This is a genomic window from Micromonospora terminaliae (genome assembly GCF_009671205.1).
GTDB classification, from domain to species: domain Bacteria; phylum Actinomycetota; class Actinomycetes; order Mycobacteriales; family Micromonosporaceae; genus Micromonospora; species Micromonospora terminaliae.
The window spans coordinates 415,847-437,744 of the sequence record NZ_CP045309.1 but is presented as its reverse complement, the minus strand read 5'-3'; the positions used below and the strand labels follow the sequence as shown (position 1 = coordinate 437,744).

The 21,898-nt window shown below is 73.9% G+C and carries 20 protein-coding genes; 6 read left to right on the top strand and 14 right to left on the bottom strand.

Annotated features, from left to right (window positions below; genetic code table 11):
- Positions 1-9 precede the first annotated feature (9 nt).
- Both GCE86_RS02025 and GCE86_RS02020 read right to left on the bottom strand, forming a co-directional pair.
- The gene (locus GCE86_RS02025; RefSeq protein ID WP_154225321.1) at positions 10-1,191 is read right to left on the bottom strand and encodes an acetoin utilization protein AcuC; all 1,182 of its coding nucleotides are present in this window, start codon (positions 1,189-1,191) and stop codon (positions 10-12) included.
- Between the two features lie 48 nt (positions 1,192-1,239).
- Positions 1,240-2,097, bottom strand: a complete 858-nt coding sequence (locus tag GCE86_RS02020) for a sulfurtransferase (protein ID WP_154225320.1) — start codon at positions 2,095-2,097, stop codon at positions 1,240-1,242.
- A 128-nt stretch (positions 2,098-2,225) separates the two neighbouring features.
- On the opposite strand from GCE86_RS02020, the gene GCE86_RS02015 reads away from it, so the two are divergent.
- Positions 2,226-2,882, top strand: a complete 657-nt coding sequence (locus GCE86_RS02015; RefSeq protein ID WP_239542818.1) for an iron-dependent transcriptional repressor DtxR — start codon at positions 2,226-2,228, stop codon at positions 2,880-2,882.
- Between the two features lie 16 nt (positions 2,883-2,898).
- Here the strand turns inward: GCE86_RS02015 and GCE86_RS02010 are convergent, their stop codons facing one another.
- The 4 genes from GCE86_RS02010 to GCE86_RS01995 form a co-directional block, all read right to left on the bottom strand.
- The gene (locus tag GCE86_RS02010; protein WP_154225318.1) at positions 2,899-3,447 is read right to left on the bottom strand and encodes a hypothetical protein; all 549 of its coding nucleotides are present in this window, start codon (positions 3,445-3,447) and stop codon (positions 2,899-2,901) included.
- 86 nt (positions 3,448-3,533) lie between these two features.
- A complete protein-coding gene (locus tag GCE86_RS02005; protein ID WP_091269395.1) occupies positions 3,534-3,776 on the bottom strand; it encodes a DUF5522 domain-containing protein in 243 nt (80 codons plus the stop codon).
- Between the two features lie 35 nt (positions 3,777-3,811).
- Positions 3,812-4,750: an asparaginase gene (locus tag GCE86_RS02000; protein ID WP_204342332.1), complete on the bottom strand. Its 939-nt coding sequence runs from the start codon at positions 4,748-4,750 to the stop codon at positions 3,812-3,814.
- Between the two features lie 35 nt (positions 4,751-4,785).
- Positions 4,786-5,427, bottom strand: a complete 642-nt coding sequence (locus GCE86_RS01995; protein ID WP_154225316.1) for a class I SAM-dependent DNA methyltransferase — start codon at positions 5,425-5,427, stop codon at positions 4,786-4,788.
- A gap of 107 nt (positions 5,428-5,534) precedes the next feature.
- Between GCE86_RS01995 and GCE86_RS01990 the strand changes: the two genes are divergently transcribed.
- From GCE86_RS01990 to GCE86_RS01980, 3 genes are all read left to right on the top strand, one after another.
- Positions 5,535-6,791, top strand: coding sequence for an MFS transporter (locus GCE86_RS01990; protein ID WP_154225315.1), 1,257 nt, complete (start codon positions 5,535-5,537; stop codon positions 6,789-6,791).
- Positions 6,792-6,888: 97 nt separating this feature from the next.
- A complete protein-coding gene (locus GCE86_RS01985; protein ID WP_154225314.1) occupies positions 6,889-7,230 on the top strand; it encodes a YciI family protein in 342 nt (113 codons plus the stop codon).
- Between the two features lie 65 nt (positions 7,231-7,295).
- Entirely contained in the window at positions 7,296-8,486 is a 1,191-nt protein-coding gene (locus tag GCE86_RS01980) for an RNA polymerase sigma factor (protein ID WP_154230291.1), read from the top strand.
- Between the two features lie 150 nt (positions 8,487-8,636).
- On the opposite strand, the gene GCE86_RS01975 is transcribed toward GCE86_RS01980, so the two are convergent.
- From GCE86_RS01975 to nrdR, 4 genes are all read right to left on the bottom strand, one after another.
- Positions 8,637-9,377: a nucleotidyltransferase domain-containing protein gene (locus tag GCE86_RS01975; protein WP_154225313.1), complete on the bottom strand. Its 741-nt coding sequence runs from the start codon at positions 9,375-9,377 to the stop codon at positions 8,637-8,639.
- Positions 9,378-9,385: 8 nt separating this feature from the next.
- Positions 9,386-10,321 carry a DUF2332 domain-containing protein gene (locus tag GCE86_RS01970; protein WP_154225312.1) on the bottom strand — a complete coding sequence of 312 codons (936 nt, stop codon included), beginning with the start codon at positions 10,319-10,321 and terminating at the stop codon, positions 9,386-9,388.
- A gap of 119 nt (positions 10,322-10,440) precedes the next feature.
- A complete protein-coding gene (locus tag GCE86_RS01965; protein ID WP_244317145.1) occupies positions 10,441-13,293 on the bottom strand; it encodes a vitamin B12-dependent ribonucleotide reductase in 2,853 nt (950 codons plus the stop codon).
- 68 nt (positions 13,294-13,361) lie between these two features.
- On the bottom strand, positions 13,362-13,856 hold the full coding sequence (gene nrdR / locus GCE86_RS01960) for a transcriptional regulator NrdR (RefSeq protein WP_091269402.1): 495 nt from the start codon (positions 13,854-13,856) through the stop codon (positions 13,362-13,364).
- Positions 13,857-14,400: 544 nt separating this feature from the next.
- Here nrdR and lexA point away from each other — a divergent pair.
- Positions 14,401-15,183, top strand: a complete 783-nt coding sequence (lexA, locus tag GCE86_RS01955) for a transcriptional repressor LexA (protein ID WP_154225311.1) — start codon at positions 14,401-14,403, stop codon at positions 15,181-15,183.
- A 49-nt stretch (positions 15,184-15,232) separates the two neighbouring features.
- On the opposite strand, the gene GCE86_RS01950 is transcribed toward lexA, so the two are convergent.
- Together GCE86_RS01950 and hflX are read right to left on the bottom strand one after the other, a co-directional pair.
- Positions 15,233-16,798 (bottom strand): hypothetical protein, encoded by a 1,566-nt coding sequence (locus GCE86_RS01950; protein WP_154225310.1) that lies wholly within the window; start codon positions 16,796-16,798, stop codon positions 15,233-15,235.
- Between the two features lie 50 nt (positions 16,799-16,848).
- Positions 16,849-18,312, bottom strand: coding sequence for a GTPase HflX (gene hflX, locus GCE86_RS01945; protein ID WP_154225309.1), 1,464 nt, complete (start codon positions 18,310-18,312; stop codon positions 16,849-16,851).
- 196 nt (positions 18,313-18,508) lie between these two features.
- Here hflX and GCE86_RS01940 point away from each other — a divergent pair, with 196 nt between their 5' ends.
- A complete protein-coding gene (locus tag GCE86_RS01940; RefSeq protein ID WP_154225308.1) occupies positions 18,509-19,981 on the top strand; it encodes an NAD-dependent malic enzyme in 1,473 nt (490 codons plus the stop codon).
- 112 nt (positions 19,982-20,093) lie between these two features.
- On the opposite strand, the gene dapF is transcribed toward GCE86_RS01940, so the two are convergent.
- Positions 20,094-20,939 (bottom strand): diaminopimelate epimerase, encoded by an 846-nt coding sequence (gene dapF, locus GCE86_RS01935; RefSeq protein ID WP_154225307.1) that lies wholly within the window; start codon positions 20,937-20,939, stop codon positions 20,094-20,096.
- 7 nt (positions 20,940-20,946) lie between these two features.
- A complete protein-coding gene (miaA, locus tag GCE86_RS01930) occupies positions 20,947-21,852 on the bottom strand; it encodes a tRNA (adenosine(37)-N6)-dimethylallyltransferase MiaA (protein ID WP_154225306.1) in 906 nt (301 codons plus the stop codon).
- Positions 21,853-21,898 lie beyond the last annotated feature (46 nt).

Genomic DNA, 21,898 nt, shown 5'->3' with positions numbered 1-21,898 from the left:
ACCGCCGGATCAGTCGCGCGGGTCGTGCGGGTCGAGCCCGAGCAGCGGGAAGGCCGCCTTGCGGGTCGCCGCGACGGCCCGGTCCACGGCGGTCGGCTCGCCACTCGGCTGCCACGGCTCGTACGACGGGTCGACGTCGTCGGTCATCCGCAGCGGGATCTCGTGCCCGGGGCGCCGCCGCGCCGCCAGGTCCCGCCAGCCCGGCGGGGTGAGCGTGGCCGGGTCGAGCGGCTCACCGGTGGCCACCGCGAGCAGGTGCGTCCAGGCCCGCGGCACCACCTCGACCAGCGCGTACCCGCCGCCGCCGAGGGCCACCCAGCGGCCGTCGCAGAGCTCGTCGGCGAGCGCGCGCAGCGCCCGGTAGGTGGCCCGCTGCCCGTCGACGGACAGGTGCAGGTCGGCCAGGGGGTCGAGCCGGTGCCCGTCCGCCCCGCACTGGGTGACCAGCACCTGCGGCCGGAACGACCGCAGCACCGACGGCACGACCGCGTGGAACGCGCGCTGCCAGCCCGGGTCGCCCACCCCCGGCGGCAGCGGCACGTTGACGGCCGAGCCCTCCGCGCCCGGGCCGCCGGTCTCGTCGGGGAACCCGGTACCGGGGAAGAGCGCGAGGGGGGTCTCGTGCAGGCTGACCGTGAGCACCCGCGGGTCCCGGTAGAAGATCTCCTGCACCCCGTCGCCGTGGTGCACGTCCACGTCCACGTACGCGATCCGCTCCGCGCCCAGGTCCAGCAGGCGGGCGATGGCCACCGCCGGGTCGTTGTAGACGCAGAAGCCGGAGGCCCGCGCCGGCATGGCGTGGTGCAGCCCGCCGGCCACGTTGACCGCCCGCCGGGCCTCACCGCGCCAGACCGCCTCGGCGGCCGCCACACTCGCCCCCGCGATCAGCGCGCTCGACTCGTGCATGCCGTCGAAGACCGGGTTGTCGGAGGTGCCGAGGCCGAAGCCGGCGAAGAGCGGGTCCCGGGGCGCGGCCCGGACGGCCTCCAGGTACCGCGGGTCGTGCACCCGGGTCAGCAGCGCGTCGTCGGCCGGCTCCGGCTTCACGAGCCGGACGCCGGGCCGGTCCAGCACCCCCAGCTCGCGGGCGAGCGCCATGGTCAACTCGACCCGCACGGGGTCGAGGGGATGGTCGCCCATGTCGTACCCGAGCAGGGCCTCGTCCCACACCACCACCGTGTCGTCGGCCATGGGGCCATCGTCGCACGTGGCCCGGGCGGGCTCGCGGCGCGCGCGGGCTCAGCGGCCGGAAGTCTCCCCGGTGGCGACCGGACGGTCCGGATCGGCCACCCAGTTGCTCCACGAGCCGACGTACAGGGCGGCGTCCGGGCGACCGGCCAGGTGCAGCGCCAGGACCGCCTGGGCGGCGGTCACCCCCGAGCCGCAGTACGCGCCGACCGGCGCGCCCTGCGCCACCCCGGCGGCGGCGAACCGCTCGCGCAGCGCCTCGGCGGCGGGGAAGCGCCCCTCGGTGACGTACTCCGGCGCGGGCAGGTTGACCGCGCCCGGGACGTGCCCGGCCACCGGGTCGATCGGCTCGGTCTCGCCCCGGTAGCGCGGGGCGGCCCGCACGTCGAGCAGCACCCCGGCATCGGCGGCGGCCAGCCCGGCGGCCTCCCCCGCGTCCAGCACCGGCAGCTCGCCCGGGGTGACCGTGACGTCCCCCGGCGTGGGCGCCGGCGCCTCGGTGGAGACGGGTCCACCGGCCGCGACCCAGGCCGGGAAGCCGCCGTGCAGCACCCGGACGGCCCGGTGGCCGGCCCAGCGCAGGGTCCACCAGGCGCGGGCGGCCGACATGCCGTCGCCGCCGTCGTACACGACGACGGGGTGGCCCGCCCGGACGCCGGCGGCCCGCAGCGCGGCCTGGAGCGCGGCGGGGTCGGGCAGCGGGTGCCGGCCGGCGGCGCCCGGCCGACCGCAGAGCTCGGTGTCCAGGTCGACGAAGACGGCGCCGGGCAGGTGACCGGCCAGGTAGTCCTCCCGGCCGGGCGGTCCGGCGAGCCGCCAGCGGACGTCGAGCAGGGTCGGCGGGTCGGCGTGGTCGAGCTCGGCGGCGAGCCGGTCGGGCTCGACCAGCAGGTCTTCGGTTCCGGACATGCGGTCCAGTCAACACCATCCGGGCAGCGACCTCCCGGTTCGGCATCGGTGGATCGTCGGTGGTCCGGGGTAGCATCGAACGCCGGAGGGCCGCTGACGTGAAGCATGACCTGGTCGACACGACCGAGATGTACCTGCGCACCATCCTCGAGCTGGAAGAGGAGGGGGTGCCGCCGCTGCGTGCGCGGATCGCGGAGCGGCTGAAGCAGAGCGGCCCCACCGTCAGCCAGACCGTCGCCCGGATGGAGCGCGACGGCCTGCTCACCGTCGAGGGCGACCGCCACCTGATGCTCACCGCGCTGGGCCGCAGCACGGCGGTGTCGGTCATGCGCAAGCACCGGCTGGCCGAGCTGCTGCTGGTCAACGTGATCGGGATGCCCTACGAGGAGGCCCACGAGGAGGCCTGCCGGTGGGAGCACGTGATGAGCGACGCGGTCGAGAAGCGGGTCTACGACCTGCTCAACCGCCCGACCCGCTCCCCCTACGGCAACCCGATCCCGGGCCTCGAGGAGCTGGGCGAGGCGGGCCTGCGCGAGACCGAGACCGCCGAGGGTGAGCGCAACCTGGCGTTCCCGGGCCTCTCGGGGCCGGTCGTGGTGCGGCGGATCTGCGAGAGCGTGCAGACCGACGCCGACGTGCTCCGGCAGCTGCACGCGGCGGGCGTCGACCCGGGCGCCACGGTGACCGTGGCCCAGGAACGTGACGGGGTCTCCATCGACCGCTCCGGCGACCGGGTCCGGCTGCCCCGCGAGGTGGCCTCCCGCGTGTTCGTCGCGGCCCACTGACCGCCCGGCCCGGCGCTCAGAGCTGCCGGGTGTCGATCACCTTGGCGAGGCTGACCAGCTTGCCGGCCACCTTGTCGGCGTCGGCCGTGCTGGTGCCGCGCGGGCTGGTCCAGCGCAGCGTGGCCAGCCGCCCCTCACCGGCGAGCCAGCCCACCTCCGCCGCCGGGCCGTTGGTCGCCGTCTTCGGCAGCGTGTGCCGGTAGGCGGTCTTTCCGAGCTTGGTGACCTTCTTCGCGCCCCGGGGCAGCACGTCGATGGCGAAGCTGGACGTGTCGATCGACGTGTCGGTCACCGTGAGGGTCAACTCCGGCAGCACGGCCCGCTCGGCCCGGACGACGCAGGTGTGGGTGTCGCCCTTGTCCATGGCGGCGGCCACGTCGAACCTGCCGCCGGTGTGCTTGGCGATCACCGCGAAGTCGAGCAGCCGGCACGCCCCGCCGGACGAGGCGGCGGACACCTCGACCGCCTTCGGCTCCGCCGCCGGGACCGCCACCGGCGGAGCCTCCTTGGCGCAGCCGGCGGTCAGCAGTACGGCCGAAGCAGCCAGCCAGGTCCGGGCGCGCACGTGGAGACCTCCGCAGTCGTCGGCGGGTGCCGCCCGCCGGATGTCCGTCGGAAACCGTACGGGCTGCCCCGCTGCGACGGAAGTCCTCAATCGTCCACGTACGGACAGTGCCGGCACCCTCGCCCGCAGCAGGTGCCGCGGCGGGCCAGGAAACCGGCGCTGAGCACGAACAGCCCGGTGGCCGGATCCAGGTAGCCGGCCTCCCCGGCGGCCAGCGCGGCGGCGTGCGCGGCCAGGATCCGCGCCCGGTCCGGGTGGTCGGGCGACAGCCGCGACGGGTGCGGCTCCGTCAACGGCCGGTCCGCCAGCGGTCGTCGCTCTCCGGTCACCGCGCGAGTCTACGGAGCCCGCCGCGGGCGCCGGTTCACCCGTGCCGGGCGAAGGCCTCGGCGACCGCCGCCCGGTCCGCGCCCCCGGCCAGCAGCAGCCGGAGCAGCACCTTCGCCTTGTACGGGTCGAGCAGCCCACCGCCGACCAGGCCGCGCCGCCGCAGGTCGGTCTCCGAGCCCACCGCGCCGTAGGTGTTCCGCAGCACCGATCCCGCTCCGGTCCGGGAGGCGAGCACCACCGGCATCCGCGCGGCCAGCGCGCCGAGCGCCGGGGCGAAATCCGGCGGCACGTGGCCGACCCCGAACCCGGCCACCACGAGGCCGTGCAGGCCCGGGGTGAGCGCGTCGAGCAGCGCCGGGTCGTCGTCGAGGGTGACCGTGTGCAGCGCCACCCGGGTCGCGGCCAGCCGGTCGCGGTCCACCGGCGGCAGCGGGGCGTGCCGGGGCGGCCGGGTGAGCAGGCGTACGGCGCCCTCGATGACGTGCCCGAGCGGGCCGGCGTTCGGCGAGGCGAAGGTGGCGGTGCTCGTGCTGTGGGTCTTGCGGGCGAAGCGGGCGGCGTGGATCTCGTCGTTGAACGCGACCAGCGCCCCGAGGTCCCGCGCGGCGGGCGCGGCGGCGATCCGGGCGGCGGCGAGAAGATTGGCCGGGCCGTCCGGGCCGGCCAGGGTGGGGTTCCGCATGGCGCCCGTGAAGACGAGCGGCTCCGGGTGCGGCCAGAGCAGATCGGCCAGGAACGCGGTCTCCTCCAGGGTGTCGGTGCCCTGGGTCACCACCACGCCGGTCGCGCCGTCGGCGACCGCCGCGCCGGCCGCGTCCACCAGGTCGAGGATCTGCCGGTACGCCAGGGCGGCGCTGGGCACCGCCTCGACGTCCCGCACGTCGAGCGGGATGTCGGCGAGCCCGGGTACGGCGGCCGTGAGGTCGGCGCCGGTGAGCCGGCTGACCACTCCCTGCGCGCCGGTGCCGGCCATGGCGATCGTGCCGCCGAGGGTGAACAGCGCGACGGTCACCGGGCGGCCTTCCGGGCGAGCAGGAACGCCTGCGGCCCCCGGTCGAGTTCCTCCGCCTCGCGGACCAGCGTGGCGTGCACGGCCAGCCCGGCCGCCGTGAGCTGCTCGGCGAGCCGGTCCGGCGGCAGCCAGTACACGTCGTACGAGACGGTGTGGCCGTACGCCTGCTCCAGCCGGATCCGCTCGTCGCCGGCCTTGACGCCGATCAGCACGGCGCCGCCCGGAGCGAGCACCCGGTGGAACTCGGCGAACACCCCGGGCAACAGGTCCGGCGGCAGGTGGATGATCGAGTACCAGGCCACGAGGCCGGCCAGCGTCGCGTCGGGGATGTCCAGCGCGGTCATCGAGCCGACCTCGAAGCGCAGCTCCGGATAGTTCCGGCGGGCCACCTCGAGCATGCCCGGGGAGAGGTCGACCCCGGAGATGTCGAGCCCGAGACCGCGCAGGTGGGCGGTGATCCGGCCGGTCCCGCAGCCCGCCTCCAGCACCGGCCGGCCGGGCCCCACCAGTTCCGCGAACGCGGCCAGCATCCCCCGGTCGAGCGGGCCTTCCAGCACGTCGGGGATCAACCGTGCGTAGTCCACGGCCACCGTGTCGTAGGCGGCGCGCGTCTCGGTGAGCCAGTTCGGTTCGATCATGAAGGTCGACCCTAGTCGCCGGCCGGCCCCGGCCGAAATGGCGCGCCCGGCGGCGGTCCGGCGGGTTACGGTGCCGGGTCGCACGACCCCGACGACAGGCCCGAACGGTGACCCGGCAACTGACGCCCCCGACCACCGGAACCCGCACCTCGCTGTGGCGGGGCCGGAACTTCCTGCTGCTGTGGAGCGGCCAGACGGTCAGCGAGGTGGGCACCCGGGTCTCCGGGGTGGCCGTGCCGCTGCTGGCCGCCGACGTGCTGGACGCCACCGTCTTCCAGGTCTCCCTGCTCACCGTGCTGGCCTGGTCGCCGTACCTGGTGTTCTCGCTGCCGGCCGGGATGCTGGCCGACCGGGTCGACCAGCGGCGGCTGATGCTCGCGTGCGACCTGGGCCGGGCGGCGCTGCTGCTGTCGGTGCCGGTGGTCGCCCTGGCCGGCCACCTCACCCTGCCCTTCCTGTACGTGGTGGTCGGGCTCTCCGGTGTGCTGACCGTCGCGTTCACCGTGGCGTACCGGAGCCTGCTGCCCGCCCTCGTCCCGCCCGGCGACCTGACCTCGGCCAACGCGCGCCTGGAGGTGAGCGAGAACCTGGCCGCTCTGGCCGGCCCGAGCGCCGGCGGGGTGCTCGTCGGCCTGCTCGGCGCGGCCCGCACCTTCGTGGCCGACGCCGCCAGCTTCCTGGCCAGCGCCGTCACGCTGCTGCTGATGCGGCACCGCCCGGCGCCGCGCGCCGGCGGCCGGGTGCCGGTCCGGGCCGCGCTCACCGAGGGGCTCGGGTTCATCCGCCGGCAGCGGATCCTGGCCCTGGTGCTCGCCTGCACCGCCACCTCGAACTTCTTCGTCATGGCCACCCGGTCCATCGAGGTGCCCTACCTGCTGCGCGTGCTGCACGCCAGCCCGGCCACCATCGGCCTCCTGTTCAGCCTGGGGTCGGTGGGCGGGCTGCTGGCCGGGGTGCTGGCCGGGCGGGTCACGGCGCTGCTCGGCGGCGCCCGGACCATCTGGGTGTCGATGGCCGTGCCCGGCCCCCTCTACCTGCTGATGCCGCTGGCCCGGCCCGGCTGGGGCGCCCTGCTCTACGCCGTCGGCACGGCGGCGTTCGCGGCCAACGCGGTGCTGTTCAACGTGGCGGCCATGTCGTACCGGCAGCGGGTCACCCCGGCCGGGCTGCTCGGCCGGGTCAACGCGGCGTTCCTGTGGATCTGCTACGGCGCGATCCCGCTCGGCGCCCTGCTCGGCGGCGCCCTGGGCACCCGGCTCGGGCTGCGCCCGGCGCTGCTGGTCTGCGTGCTCGGCATGTGGAGCGCCGCGCTGTTCGTGGTGTTCTCGCCGCTGCGCCGGATGCGGGACTTCGCGACGCCGTGAAAAGAGGCAGGATCTTTTTTCCGGTCCGCTGTCGAATCCGGCCGCGCCCGTCCGTCGGTGAGGCGGAAGAGGGAAACGACAACCCGAGGAGATACCGATGGCCCAGTACGCAGTTCTCGTCTACTCGCCCGCGCCGGCCGACCCGATGGACCTGACCCCCGACTACGTGGCCCTGCTCGAGCGCTACGGCGACCAGGTCACCGAACTGGGCGGGCAGATCCTCACGGGGTTCGCGCTCCAGCCGAGCACCACCGCCACGGCGATCCGCGGCGACCTGGTCACCGACGGCCCGTTCATCGAGGCCAAGGAGGTCGTCGCCGGCTTCTTCATCCTGGAGGCGCCCGACCTGGACGTGGCCCTGAAGATCGCCAAGTTGAACCCCGCCACCATCGACGGTGGCGTCGAGGTCCGGCCGCTGTTCCAGCCACCGGCCGAGTGAGCGACGCCGCTGCGGTCGCCGCCGAACGCGCCGTGGCGGACGCGCACCGTCGCGAGTGGGCCTACGTGCTCGCCGCGACGGCGCGCGTCGCCGGCGACCTCGACGTGGCCGAGGAGTGCGTACAGGACGCCTACCTGGCCGCGCTGGCCGCGTGGGCGCGCGACGGCGTACCCGACAAGCCGGGCGCCTGGCTGACCGCCACGGCGAAGCGCAAGGCGCTCGACGTGCTGCGGCGGGAGAAGGTCTTCCGGACGAAGATGCCCCTGCTCGTCGAACCGGCGGAGGCCGAGACGACCGACGAGCCCGCCGGGGACGACGCGGTCCCCGACGACCGGCTGCGGCTGGTCTTCACCTGCTGCCACCCGGCGCTGGCCCGGGAGGCCCAGGTGGCGCTGACCCTGCGCCTGGTCTGCGGGGTCGCGACCGGCGACATCGCCCGCGCGTTCCTGGTTTCCGAGACGACCATGGCGGCCCGGGTCACCCGGGCCAAGAAGAAGATCGCCGCGGCCCGGATCCCCTACCGGGTGCCGGAGGCCGCCGAGCTGCCCGAACGGCTCGACGCCGTGCTCACGGTGATCCACCTGCTCTTCACCACCGGGCACACCGCGCCGACCGGGGCCGGTCTGGTCCGCGCCGATCTGGTCGACCGGGCGGTGCACCTGACCCGGATGCTGCTCGCCCTGATGCCGGACGAGCCGGAGGTACGCGGGCTGCTCGCCCTGCTGCTGCTCACCGACGCCCGCCGCGCCACCCGCACCGACGACTCGGGGCGGCTGCTGGTGCTGGAGGAGCAGGACCGGTCCCGCTGGGACCGGGCCGCCATCGCCGAGGGCAACCAGCTGGTCCTCGGCGCGTTCCGCACCGGCCGGGTGGGCCGGTACGCCCTCCAGGCCGCCATCGCCTCGCTGCACGCGGTCGCCCCCGATTACGCGGCCACCGACTGGCCCCAGGTCGTCCGCCTCTACGACGAGCTGCTGAAACGCTGGCCGTCGCCGGTGGTGGCGCTGAACCGGGCGGTGGCGGTGTCGATGGTGGACGGCCCGGCGGCCGCCCTGGCGGACGTGGATCTTCTCGCCGCGGACCCCCACCTGGCCGGCTATCACTACCTGCCGGCGGTCCGGGCCGACCTGCTCCGCCGCCTCGACCGGCCGGCCGAAGCCGCCGACGCCTACGGCGCCGCACTCGATCTGGTCGACAACGAGGCGGAACGGGCCTTCCTCACCGCCCGCCTCACCGAGGTCAGCGAGGCGGGTTGACGGGCCTGCCGGCCCTGCCGGTCCCACCGCACGCGCCTGTCGAGTTGAGTCGTTCGTGATGTCGGCTCGTCGCGGCGCCCCGGACGTCAGCGCCCGGGACGCAAGCGCCCCGGACGGCAGCTCGCCGCGACGCCGGTGCTCGCCGCACCGTCATGATCGACCAGCGGCGACGATCGCGCGGCGGGCTCGGCGTACCGTGCGGCGGGCGTCCCGCCAGGCGATCAGGGCCGTGCGCAGCCGGGGCGAGGTGACCGGCTCGCCCCTGCGGCGGGCCGCGAGCTGACCGATCAGCCAGGCCGGGGCGGCGGCCGCCTCGACCGCCGCGGTCTTGGTGAGCAGGTCGCCGTGGCGCAGCGCGTGCCGGCCGCGGGCCATCGAGGTTAGGCCGAGGTCGGCGAGGGCCGGATTCAGCCACAGCCATGGACGCCGGGCCGCCCAGGCCCAGTAGCCGGTGAGCTCGGCGCGGGCGGCGGCCCGCACGTCGTCGTCGCTCACCGGCGGGAACACCTCGCCGGGCGGGCGCCCGAGGACGGCGTACCCGTGGCGGACCAGCTCCGCCCGGGAGATGCCGGACAGGATGCGCTGGACGAGCTGCCCGTGCGTCCACGTCGGATGCTTCCGGAAGGCGTCCGGGATGGTGGCACTGTCGACGTAGACGCAGCCCAGGTGCAGCCCGGCGGCGCTGCCCGCGTCAAGGCGGCGGTGCACGGCGACGAGTGCGGCCTCCCGCGCGGCGTCGACCGGCCCGTCGGTCAGCGCCACCAGGTCGAGATCGCTCACGCCGGGCCGGTGGTCGCCGGTCGCCAGCGACCCCGCGACCAGCAGGCCGGTGACCCAGCCGAGCGACGCGAGCTCACCGGCGAAGTCATCGATGACCGGCAGCCTCACCATGCGCAGCCCTACCCGAACCAGGTGATCGCCTGGCCGTGGCCCCGGGTCCAGGCCAGCGGCTTCCCGTCGAGGGCCAGCACGTTGTGGAACCCGCCGGGCGGTTGGTCCGGCAGCGCGGGGTAGCGCAGCACGTCCGGGTCCTCGTTGGCGATCCAGTGGCCGGGCAGCCCGCGCACGACCCCGGCGAACGCCTCCCGCCGGGGCGGCGGCACCTGGTAGAGCACCGAGGTGTGGAACACCACCAGGGTCGCGTCGCGCGGCACCCGCGCGGCCAGCGCCGGCAGGTCGTCCACCAGGTCGCCCCGCACCAGCAGCGGTGGCTCCGCCGCGGCCACGGCCGCCGCGGCCCGCAACCGCTCGCGGCGGTGCTCGTGTTCCGGCCAGATGAGCGCGTCCAGCCACGCCACGTCGGCCGGCTCGCGCACGTCGAGCGGGTTGAGGTCCAGGCCCGCCCGCCACACCACCTCGGGCCGGCGTACCGGTGGGGTCGTCCCGCTGATCGCGCAGTCGAGGACCGGCTCGCCCGCGCCGAGCGGGTGGTCACCGTAGCGGTAGGCGTACCGGTCGGGGTAGAGGTTCAGGCCCGCGGAGGCGCCGACCTCCAGCAGGGCGAGCGGCTGGGGCAGCGACGCCAGCACCGGCAGGAGTACGGCACACCGGCCGGGCTCGTTGGTCTGGGTGGCCCGGACCCGCATCTCCGCCTCGACGGCCGGCCAGTTCGCGAGGGCGTACCGGCGGAAGGCGGCCGGATCCTCGACCGGGCCGCCGAGCAGCCGCACCACGCCGAAGAGCAGGTTCGGCTGGCGCCTGGCCGGCGGCAGGGAGTCGATCCGGGCCAGCAGCTCGTCGTCGCGGGCGACCGCCTCCGACAGCCGCTCGTACGCGGGCGACACCCCGCGCGCCTCCCGGGCGGCGAAGGTGGCGTAGCGGTCCGCGGTGCTCATGGCCCGAGCATCCCAGCCGGAGGCCGGAACGGAGCCGCCCCGGCGGCGTGAGCTTCGTCCCGTTCAGACGCCGCGAGCGCGGCAGGGAGACCCCTGCCGCGCTCGCGAGCGGTTGTCCGTCAGCTGCAGCCGCTGGTGGAGCCGCAGCCCTCGCAGACGTAGCAGCTACCGGCCGGCCGCATCTTCGTGCCGCAGGTGAAGCAGAGCGGCGCGTCCGCGGCCTTGCCGATCACGGCCTCCAGCAGTTCGGTGCTGGAGCCCACCGACGGCGCCGGCTTGGCGGCGGCCACCTCGGCCACCTCCCGGGCCGGCTGGGCCACCGGGCCGGTCTTCGGCTCGGGCGCTTCGACCGGGGCGGAGGCGGCCATCGCGGTGAGGTCCGCACCGCTCGCCTCCGCCTCCGCCTCGGCCGCGAGCTGGGCGGCCCGCTCCTTGGCCGTGAAGATGCCCAGCTCCGCGCGGCGCTCGTACGGCAGGAAGTCCAGGGCCAGGCGACGGAAGATGTAGTCCATCACCGAGGCCGCCATCCGCACGTCCGGGTCGTCGGTCATGCCGGCCGGCTCGAAGCGCATGTTGGTGAACTTGCTGACGTACGTCTCCAGCGGGACGCCGTACTGGAGACCGATGGAGATGGCCACCGAGAAGGCGTCCATCACGCCGGCCAGGGTCGAGCCCTGCTTCGACATCTTGAGGAAGACCTCGCCGAGGCCGTCGTCCGGGTACGACGAGGCGGTGAGGTAGCCCTCCGCGCCGCCGACCGAGAACGAGATGGTCTCCGACGGGCGCTTCTTCGGCAGCCGCTTGCGGACCGGCCGGTACTCGACGACCTTCTCCACGACCTTCGCGGGCTCGGCCACCGGCTCGACCGCCTTGTTCGGCTTGGCGGCCGACAGCGGCTGACCCACCTTGCAGTTGTCCCGGTAGATCGCCAGCGCCTTGAGGCCGAGCTTCCAGCCCTCGAAGTAGATCTTCTCGACGTCCTCGACGGTCGCCTGCTCGGGCATGTTGACCGTCTTGGAGATGGCGCCCGAGATGAACGGCTGGACGGCCGCCATCATCCGGACGTGGCCCATCGGGGCGATGGACCGCTCGCCCATGGCGCAGTCGAAGACCGGGTAGTGCTCCGGCTTCAGGCCGGGGGCGTCCACGACGTGGCCGTGGTCGGCGATGTGCTCGACGATCGCCTCGACCTGCTCCTCGGGGTAGCCGAGGCTGCGCAGGGCGCGCGGCACGGTCTGGTTGACGATCTGCATGGAGCCGCCGCCGACCAGCTTCTTGAACTTGACCAGGGCCAGGTCCGGCTCGACACCGGTGGTGTCGCAGTCCATCATGAGGCCGATGGTGCCGGTCGGGGCGAGCACGCTGGCCTGCGAGTTCCGCCAGCCGGACTTGTCACCGACCTTGTTGCCGAGGGTCCACTGCTTGGTGGCCTCGCGCTGGATGGCGGTGGCCACGGCGCCGGTCGCCTTGATCGCGTCGTTGGCGGCGGCGTGCTTGCGCATGACCCGCTTGTGCGCCTCGGCGTTGCGGGCGTAGCCCTCGTAGGCGCCGACGATGCCGGCCAGCTCGGCCGAGCGGCGGTAGGCGGTGCCGGTCATCAGCGAGGTGATCGCCGCGGCGACCTCCCGGCCGTGCTCCGAGTCGTACGGCAGGCCGGAGGCCATCAGCAGCGCGCCGAGGTTGGCGTAGCCGATGCCGAGCTGCCGGTACGCGCGGGTGGTCTCGCCGATCTTCTCGGTCGGGAAGTCGGCGAAGCAGATCGAGATGTCCATCGCGGTGATGACGAACTCGACCGACTTGACGAACTTCTCCACCTCGAAGCCACCGTCGGCACGCATGAACTTCATGAGGTTCAGCGAGGCCAGGTTGCAGGAGGAGTTGTCCAGGTGCAGGTACTCCGAGCACGGGTTCGACGCGGTGATCCGCCCGGTCTCCGGGCAGGTGTGCCAGTCGTTGATGGTGTCGTCGTACTGGAGGCCGGGGTCGGCGCACTCCCAGGCCGCCTGGGAGATGGTGCGGAACAGCTTCTTGGCGTCGATCGTCTCGATCACCTGGCCGTCGAGCCGGCCGCGCAGGTCGAAGCCGCCGCCGTTCTCCACCGCGGTCATGAACTCGTCGGAGACGCGCACCGAGTTGTTGGCGTTCTGGTACTGCACGCTGACGATGTCCGCGCCGCCCAGGTCCATGTCGAAGCCGGCGTCCCGCAGCGCGCGGATCTTGTCCTCCTCGCGCGCCTTGGTCGCCACGAACTCCTCGATGTCCGGGTGGTCGACGTCGAGGATGACCATCTTGGCCGCACGCCGGGTGGCGCCGCCGGACTTGATGGTGCCGGCGGAGGCGTCCGCGCCGCGCATGAAGCTGACCGGGCCGGAGGCGGTGCCGCCGGAGGAGAGCAGCTCCTTCGAGGAACGGATGCGGGAGAGGTTGACCCCGGCGCCCGAGCCGCCCTGGAAGATCCGCCCCTCCTCCTTGTACCAGTCGAGGATCGAGTCCATCGAGTCGTCGACGGCCAGGATGAAGCAGGCGCTGACCTGCTGCGGCGACGGCGTGCCGACGTTGAACCACACCGGCGAGTTGAAGCTGAACACCTGGTGCAGCAGCATCCAGGTCAGCTCGTGCGCGAACACCTCGGCGTCGGCCGGCGAGGCGAAGTAGCCGTACTCCTCACCCGCGGTGCGGTAGGTGTCGACCACCCGGTCGATGAGCTGCCGCAGCGACCACTCCCGCTCCGGGGTCCCCACCGCGCCCCGGAAGTACTTGGTGGTCACGATGTTGGCCGCGTTGACCGACCAGGACTCGGGGAACTCCACCCCGCGCTGCTCGAAGTTGATCGAACCGTCCCGCCAGTTCGTCATCACGACGTCGCGGCGCTCCCAGGTGACCTCGTCGTAGGGATGCACCCCCTCGGTCGTCCAGACGCGCTCGATCTTCAGCCCTGCCCCGGCCTTGTTCCGTGACTTGCTGGTCGTCACGCCCTCGCCCCCCTCGTCAGCGCGGTCACCCGCCGCGCGTCGTCCAACTGTCAGAAATCCGTGGAAACTCAACTGGTCGCGCCGGCGGCCCCGACCGCCCCGGCACCCTCGCGGGCCTGCGCGGCGGCCCGCAGCGTCTCGATCTCGCGCTCGAAGTCGGCGAGCGAGTCGAAGGAGCGGTAGACGCTCGCGAACCGCAGGTAGGCCACCTCGTCGAGGTCGCGCAGCGGCCCGAGGATGGCCAGCCCGACCTCGTGGCTGGGAATCTCGGCGGCCCCCTTGGCCCGGACGGTCTCCTCGACCTTCTGCGCGAGCAGCGCGATGGAGTCGTCGTCGACCGGCCGGCCCTGGCACGCCTTGCGCACCCCGCCGATGATCTTGGTGCGGCTGAACGGCTCGGTCACCCCGCTGCGCTTGACCACCGCGAGCACCGCCTCCTCGACGGTGGTGAACCGCTTGCCGCACTCCGGGCAGGACCGCCGCCGCCGGATGAGCTGGCCGTCGTCGGCCTCCCGCGAGTCGACCACCCGGGAGTCGGCATGCCGGCAGTACGGACACCGCATCGCCTGACCTCCTTCATCGACCGCGGCCCGCCGGCCGCCTCCGGGCACGCGTCACCGCGGCGGCACCATCTCTCGATGGCCGCCGCCGGGCCGACGGTACGGGAGTGCGGTCGGTAACCGGACCCAACCTGTAGGCGACTTACGCCCATGTAACCACAACATCTAGGGGTCGACCGTATGCCGTCGCACTAGCGAGGTCAAGTTGAGCGGCGTGTCCGGCGAGTCGCCAGAATCACGCACCCGTCCCGCCCCGTCCCCGGCGCACCGAGGAGCCCAACGGCCGCCGGCCGCCGGGGTCACGGGACGCCGGGATAGAACATTCGTTCTAGAGCGACGTACCATTTATCAGAACAGGCGTTCGGAAATCCAGGATTTTGCCGCGACACGCCGACAACACGTCGTACAGATGTTTGAAAATGGCCGATCTCACCTATACGGTCAACAACGACCGGGCGCGGCGGATCGCGGCGGACCGGTCGACAGCACCACGTGAGCACGCACCACGAGCCGACGAGGCACCCAGCGCCGACCAGGGAGGACGGACGTGACCGAGGACCGGGCCAGCCGGCAGAAGAACCCGCAGCCGATCGACGGGGCGGGTCCGCCGGCGACCCGTCGGCCCCGCACCGCGCGCAGCCGGGCGGCCCAGCCCGCCGTGCGCACGGTCACCCCGGTGGTCAGCAGCTTCCCCGACCCGTCGACGGTCGACCTCACGGCCCGGCAGCGCCGGATCCTGGAGTTCATCCGCACCTGGGTCGAGCGCCACGGCTACCCGCCGAGCGTGCGCGAGATCGGCGAGGCGGTCGGCCTGGTCTCCCCGTCGAGCGTCGCCTACCAGCTCAAGGAGCTGGAGAAGAAGGGCTTCCTGCGCCGCGACCCCAACCGGCCCCGCGCCGTGGACGTCCGGGCCCCCGGCGACATCGACGACGAGGCCGCCCGCGCCCAGCGTCCCGCCCCGGCCTACGTGCCCATGCTGGGCCGGATCGCCGCCGGTGGCCCGATCCTCGCCGAGCAGGCCGTGGAGGACATCTTCCCGCTCCCCCGCGAGCTGGTCGGTGAGGGCGAGGTCTTCATGCTCCAGGTCAAGGGTGACTCGATGCTCGACGCGGCGATCTGCGACGGCGACTGGGTGGTGGTCCGGCAGCAGCCGACGGCCGAGGTCGGCGACATCGTGGCGGCCATGCTCGACGGCGAGGCGACCGTGAAGACCTACCGGCGGCGCGACGGGCACGTCTGGCTGATGCCGCAGAACCCGGCCTTCGACCCGATTCCGGGCGACGACGCCACCATCATGGGTCGCGTCGTCGCCGTGCTCCGCCGCATCTGAGACCACGGAAAAGGGGGGTGACCGGCGGTCACCCCCCTTTCTCCTGCGCTCAGTAGCGGTCGCCCCGGTACTCCCGGCCACCGCCGGAGAACTGGCCGTACTGCTGGCCGCGGTCGCCGTAGCCACCGTCCCGGCGGTCGGGTTCCCGGCGCGGCGGTTCGGCGCGCCCCGGCCCGTAGCCGCCACCGCCGGCCGGCCGGCCACCGCCGTAGCCGCCGCCCGGGGCTCCGCCACCGCCGTAGACCCCGCCACCCTGCGGGCGGCCACCGCCCTGCTGCGGGCCGCCGCCGTAGACCGCGCCGCCGCGGCCGCCGCCCTGCGGACGGCCGCCGCCGTAGACCCCGCCGGCGGGGCGGCCGTTGGCCGGGGTGCCACCGTAGACCCCGCCCGGACCGCCACCGCCGCCGTAGACGCCGCCGCGCGGCGGGACGTCCGGCCGGGCCGGCGGGTAGCCCGGGAACCCGTCGTCATGCTCGTCGGTGGGCTCCTCCGGCGGCGCCGGCTTGCGGCGGGCCTTGAGGATGCCGAAGATGCCCGCGCCGACCAGGAGCGCGCCGAGCACGCCGACCGCCGCGATGAGGTACGTGATCTCGTCGAGGCTGAGCCCCTCGATCCAGGACTTCTCGGCGGCCGGCTTGGTCACGTCCTTGCCGCCGTTGGGCAGCGCCTCGGCCCCCGTGGTGGCCGGGGTGTAGCCGAGGATGTCGATCGGGTCCGTGGCGTCCAGGAGGCCGCCGTCGGACACGGTGACGAAGGACTTGCCGTCGGGCGTGTAGGAGATGGCCTCGCCGAACGGGTCGGCCAGGGGGGTGATCCGGGGCTTGCCGGTGGTGAGCGCGGCGACGATGTTGCCGCCGGTCACGTCGAACTCGAAGGCGTCGCCGTAGGTGCGCAGCACCACCTTGCTGCCGTCGGGCGAGCGGGCCGCACCGGTGACCAGCAGCCGGCCGGGGGCGCCGAGCTTGTTCTCCGTGTTGGTCTTGGGGAGGGTGACCTCGCCGACCTTCTTCATCGGGATCGGCTCGGTGTCCGCGGTGCTCTTCAGCGCCGCCGTGGGCGTGAAGATCTCCGACTTGCCGGACAGGTCCTTGGTGATGACCAGCGGGAGGTTGTCGTCGCCGACGAGGAGCGCCTCCGCATCGTGCGGCTCGTTGCCCGGGTAGGTCAACCGGTGCAGCACCGGCTGCTTCGACCCGCTCAGCGGCATGATCCAGACGGCGACCCGCTCCCGGCGGGTCTTGGCGTCGAAGTTGTCCCCGGTGTCGGCGATCCAGAGGTTCTTCCGGTCCGGCCCGACGGCCAGGTCCTCGGTGTCGCGGGGCCCGGGATCGGGGTATCGGACCGGGTCCTTGGCGATCTCGCACTTGCTGTCGAGGAAGAAGATCCGCTTGCGGCTCTCGTCGTCGCTGCCGTCGTTGATCACGACATAGCCGGTGCTGGTGGCGACGATGCCGGACAGTTCCCGGAGCCGTTTGTCCTCGATGGTGCACTTCTTCTTGGGAGCCGCGGCCAGCACGGGGGCCGCGGCGGGAGCCGCCAGGGCGAGCCCGGCCGGCGCCACGACCGCGCCGACGAGGCTCAGCGCGATCGTGACCGAGGAGACTGCGTGCCGCATGGCGCCAAGTGTCGCACGACCCAGGTTTCCGGCGGGTGACGCCGGACGGCTCACCGCCCGGCGCCCACCCGCTCCTCGCTGGTGAGCCGGTCACCGGCCCGGTACGGCACGAGCTCGGCGGCCAGCGCCTGGCCCACCCGCACGTGCAGCAACGTGCCCTCGGGCAGGTGCGCCGTGCTGAGCACCTCGCCCTGCCGGTGCACCCGGGCCACCAGGTCGCCCCGGTCGTACGGGAGCACGGCCCGGACCTCGACGGCCGGCCGCGGCAGGCGCTGCTCGATCGCCTCGCGCAGCTCGTCCACTCCGCGCCCGCTGTGCGCGGAGGCGAGGACCGCCTCCGGCCAGAGCCGCTTGAGCCGCAGCAGCGTCTCCTCGTCGGTGGCGTCGACCTTGTTGACCACCAGCAGCTCGGGCAGCCGGTCGGCGCCCACCTCGGCGAGCACCTCGCGGACCGCCCGGACCTGCTCCTCCGGGTCCGGGTGGGTGCCGTCGACCACGTGCACCACCAGGTCGGCGTCGCCGACCTCCTCAAGCGTCGAGCGGAAGGCCTCGACGATCTGGTGCGGCAGGTGCCGGACGAACCCGACCGTGTCGGAGAGGGTGTAGAGCCGGCCGTCGGAGGCCGTGGCCCGGCGGGTGGTCGGGTCCAGGGTGGCGAACAGCGCGTTCTCCACCAGCACGCCCGCCCCGGTCAGGCGGTTGAGCAGGCTGGACTTGCCGGCGTTGGTGTAGCCGGCGATGGCCACCGCGGGCACCGCGTTGCGGGAGCGGCGGGCGCGCTTGGTCTGGCGTACCGTCGCCATGCTCTTGATCTCGCGGCGCAGCCGCGCGATCCGGTGCCGGATCCGGCGCCGGTCGGTCTCCAGCTTGGTCTCACCGGGACCGCGCAGGCCCACGCCGCCGCCGGCGCCACCGCCGCGGCCGCTACCACCGGTCTGCCGGGAGAGGGTCTCACCCCAACCGCGCAGTCGCGGGAGCAGGTATTCGAGCTGGGCCAGCTCGACCTGCGCCTTGCCCTCACGGCTCTTGGCGTGCTGGGCGAAGATGTCGAGGATCAGGGCGGTGCGGTCGACCACCTTGACCTTGGTGCGCTGCTCCAGGTTGCGCAGCTGCGACGGGGACAGCTCACCGTCGCAGATGACCGTGTCGGCGCCGGTGGCGAGCACCACGGCGCTCAGGTCGTCGACCTTGCCCCGACCGATGTACGTGGCCGGGTCCGGCCGGTTGCGCCGCTGGATCAGCCCCTCGAGCACCTGCGAGCCGGCCGTCTCGGCCAGCGCCGCCAGCTCGGTGAGGCTGTTGTCGGCGTCGTCCTGGGTCCCCTCAGTCCAGACGCCGACGAGGACGACCCGCTCCAGCCGGAGCTGGCGGTATTCGACCTCGGTGATGTCGCTTAGCTCGGTGGAGAGGCCGGGGACCCGCCGCAGCGCCTGCCGCTCCGACAGCTCGAACTCGCCGGTGGTGGCGTCGAGCTCGTCGTCCTCGTAGGGAAGGAAGGTCTCCTGGTCTCGCAAACCGCGACTCCTGTCCGTTATGTCGTTTGCCGGGGCATTTCCGGTGTGCATGAGCATCCTGACATGTAGCAACGCCCGACGCACCTGCTATATGCCCGTGGCGCTACTAACCGGTAGCGGGGTCGGATGGCGGCCGACCTGGGCGGGCGAGTAGAAATGCCAGGCGAGCCGCTCAGCGCCGACGGAGGAGTTCTACGTGGCCAACACCCGACTGCCGAGTGCCGGATTCTCGATCACGATCCGGATCGCGGTACCCGCGGACGCCTCCTCCATCGGGCGGCTGACCACCGCGGCGGGCGAGGCCGGCGCCATCGTCACCGCGCTGGACGTGGTCGACTCCGACCCGGCCCACGTGATCGTCGACCTCACCTGCGACACCGCCGACGCCAACCACGCCGACCAGGTGGTCGACGCACTGACCGCGCTCGACGGGGTGGACGTCCGCAAGGTCTCCGACCGGACGTTCCTGCTGCACCTCGGCGGCAAGATCGAGGTCAGCTCGAAGGTCGCGCTGCGCACCCGCGACGAGCTGTCCCGCGCGTACACGCCGGGGGTCGCCCGGGTCTGCCAGGCGATCGCCGAGAACCCGGCCGACGCCCGCCGGCTCACCATCAAGCGCAACACCGTGGCCGTGGTCAGCGACGGCTCCGCCGTGCTCGGCCTCGGCAACCTCGGGCCGGCCGCCTCGCTGCCGGTCATGGAGGGCAAGGCGGCGCTGTTCAAGCGCTTCGGCGGCGTGGACGCCTGGCCGGTGGTGCTGGACACCCAGGACACCGACGAGATCGTGCAGATCGTCAAGGCGATCGCGCCCGCGTACGGGGGCATCAACCTGGAGGACATCGCCGCGCCGCGCTGCTTCGAGATCGAGGCCCGGCTGCGCGAGGCGCTGGACATCCCGGTCTTCCACGACGACCAGCACGGCACCGCGATCTGCGTGCTGGCGGCGCTGACCAACGCGCTGCGCGTGGTGGGCAAGCAGCTCGCGGACGTCCGGGTCGTGGTCTCCGGCGCCGGCGCGGCGGGCACCGCGATCATGAAGCTGCTGCTGCGGCAGGGCGTGGGCGACATCATCGCGTACGACCGGCAGGGCGCCCTGCACCGCGACCTGCCCGACCTGAACCCGGCCTGGCGGTGGCTGGCCGAGCACACCAACAAGGAGAACTACGCCGGCGACCTGCCCGGCGCGATCCGGGGCGCGGACGTGTTCATCGGGGTGAGCGCCCCGAACCTGCTCACCGGCGAGGACATCGCCGGCATGGCCAAGGACGCCATCGTCTTCGCGCTGGCGAACCCGGACCCGGAGGTGGACCCGCGGGAGGCGCGCAAGTACGCCGCCGTGGTGGCGACCGGCCGGTCCGACCAGCCGAACCAGATCAACAACGTGCTCGCCTTCCCGGGTGTCTTCCGCGGCATGCTCGACGCGCACGCCGAGGAGTTCACCGAGGAGATGGCGATCGCGGCGGCCCGGGCCATCGCGGACGTCGTCGGCGAGGACAAGATCAACCCCACGGTGATCGTGCCGAGCGTCTTCGACTCGCGGGTCGCCCCGGCCGTCGCCGCCGCCGTCCGCGCCGCCGCCCAGAACCCGGCCGCGACCCCCGCGCCGGCCGCCGACCCCGGCCCGGCCGACCTCCCGGAGATCGCCGCCAACGCCAGCGCCACCCCCTGACCCGGGCGGGGCGCCGCCACGGCGCGTCGATCATGAGGTTGGCCGGCCCGAACCAGGACAAACCAACCCGCCAACCCCATGATCCCAAAGCCGCGGGCACCCCGCCGCCGGGTTACGTCGTGAGGGTTTCCGGGTTGATCTCGCCGGTTGCCACCAGGACGGCGGGGCCGGCGAGCCAGCAGGTGTCGTCGGTGATCGTGATCGTGAGGCGGCCGCCGGGCACGTCCACCGTCGTCGTGCCGGTCTCCCGGCCGGCGTCGCGCAGGGCCACGGCGGCCACCGCGCACGCGCCGGTGCCGCAGGAGAGCGTCTCGGCCGAGCCGCGCTCGTAGACCCGCATGAGCACGTGCCCGTCGCTGCCCTCGACCGGCTCGCCCGGGGTCGTGAACTCGACGTTCACCCCGGCCGGGAAGACGGACGGGTCGACGTCGGGGGCCCGGGTGAGGTCCAGGACGCCCAGGTCGAGGCTGGCGGGCAGGGCGCAGACCAGGTGCGGGTTGCCCACGTCGACGGCGGCGCCGGTCAGGGTGAGCCCGCCCACGGTGGCGGTGGCCGTGTCGTACAGCCGGGGGCGGCGCATCTCGACGGCGACGTCGGCGCCCTCGACCCGGGCGCGGACCAGACCCGCGCGGGTGGCCAGCGGCAGGGTCGGGCCGGACGGGGTGGCCAGGCCGGTCTCCAGCAGGTAGCGGACGAAGACCCGGGCCCCGTTGCCGCACATCTCGGCGAACGAGCCGTCGGAGTTCCAGTAGTCCATGAACCACTCGGCCTCGCCGGCCAGCGCGGCGCCGTCCGGGTGCTTGGCGGCGCGGACCACGCGCAGCACGCCGTCGCCGCCCAGGCCGCGCCGCCGGTCGCAGAGCGCGGCGACCAGGCCGGGTGTCAGGTCGAGCGCCCCGTCCGGGTCGGGCAGGATGACGAAGTCGTTGCCGGTGCCGTGGCCCTTGGTGAACTCCACGCCCCCATCATTCCCGATGCTCGGCGACCACCCGCAGCGCCGTGTCGAGAAAGTCCGGCGAGGCCGAGTCCAGCCAGTGGATGCGCGGGTCGCGGCGGAACCAGGAACGCTGCCGGCGGACGAACCGCCGGGTGGCCCGCACGGTCTCCTCGTACGCCTGGGCCTCGGTCAGCTCCCCCGCCAGGAAGCGCAGCACCTGCTGGTAGCCGAGCGCCCGGCTGGCCGTCCGCCCCTCGGGCAGGCCCTGGCCGACCAGGGTCCGGGTCTCGGCGACCAGGCCGTCGGCCCACATCCGGTCCACCCGCCGCGCGATCCGCTCGTCGAGCAGCGCGGTGTCCAGGTCGACGCCGAGCTGCACCGACGGGTAGTACGGCGTCGGCGCGGGCAGCGACGCCGTGAACGGGGCTCCGGTCAGCTCGACGACCTCCAGGGCCCGGACGATGCGCCGGCCGTTGCTCGGCAGGATGCCGGCCGCCGCCACCGGGTCGGCCTCGGCCAGCCGGGCGTGCAGCGGCGCCGGGCCGACGGCGGCCAGCTCGGCCTCCAGCCGCTCCCGTACCGCCGGGTCGGTGCCGGGGAACTCGAACTGCTCCAGCACCGCCCGCACGTAGAGCCCGGAGCCCCCGACCAGCAGCGGCACCCGCCCCCGGGCCAGGATGTCGTCGACGGCCGCGCGGGCCAGCCGCTGGTATTCGGCGACGCTGGCCGGCTCGGTCACCGGCCAGATGTCGAGCAGGTGGTGCGGCACGCCCTCCCGCTCGGCCGGGGTCAGCTTGGCGGTGCCGATGTCCAGGCCCCGGTAGAGCTGCATGGAGTCGGCGTTGACCACCTCGCCGTCGAGGGCGTGCGCCAGGGCGATGCTCAGCGCTGACTTGCCCGCCGCGGTCGGCCCGACCACGGCCACGACGGTCACGGCCGCTCTCCGTTCGCGACTGCGGGGCTCGCAAGCTCACTCCTCG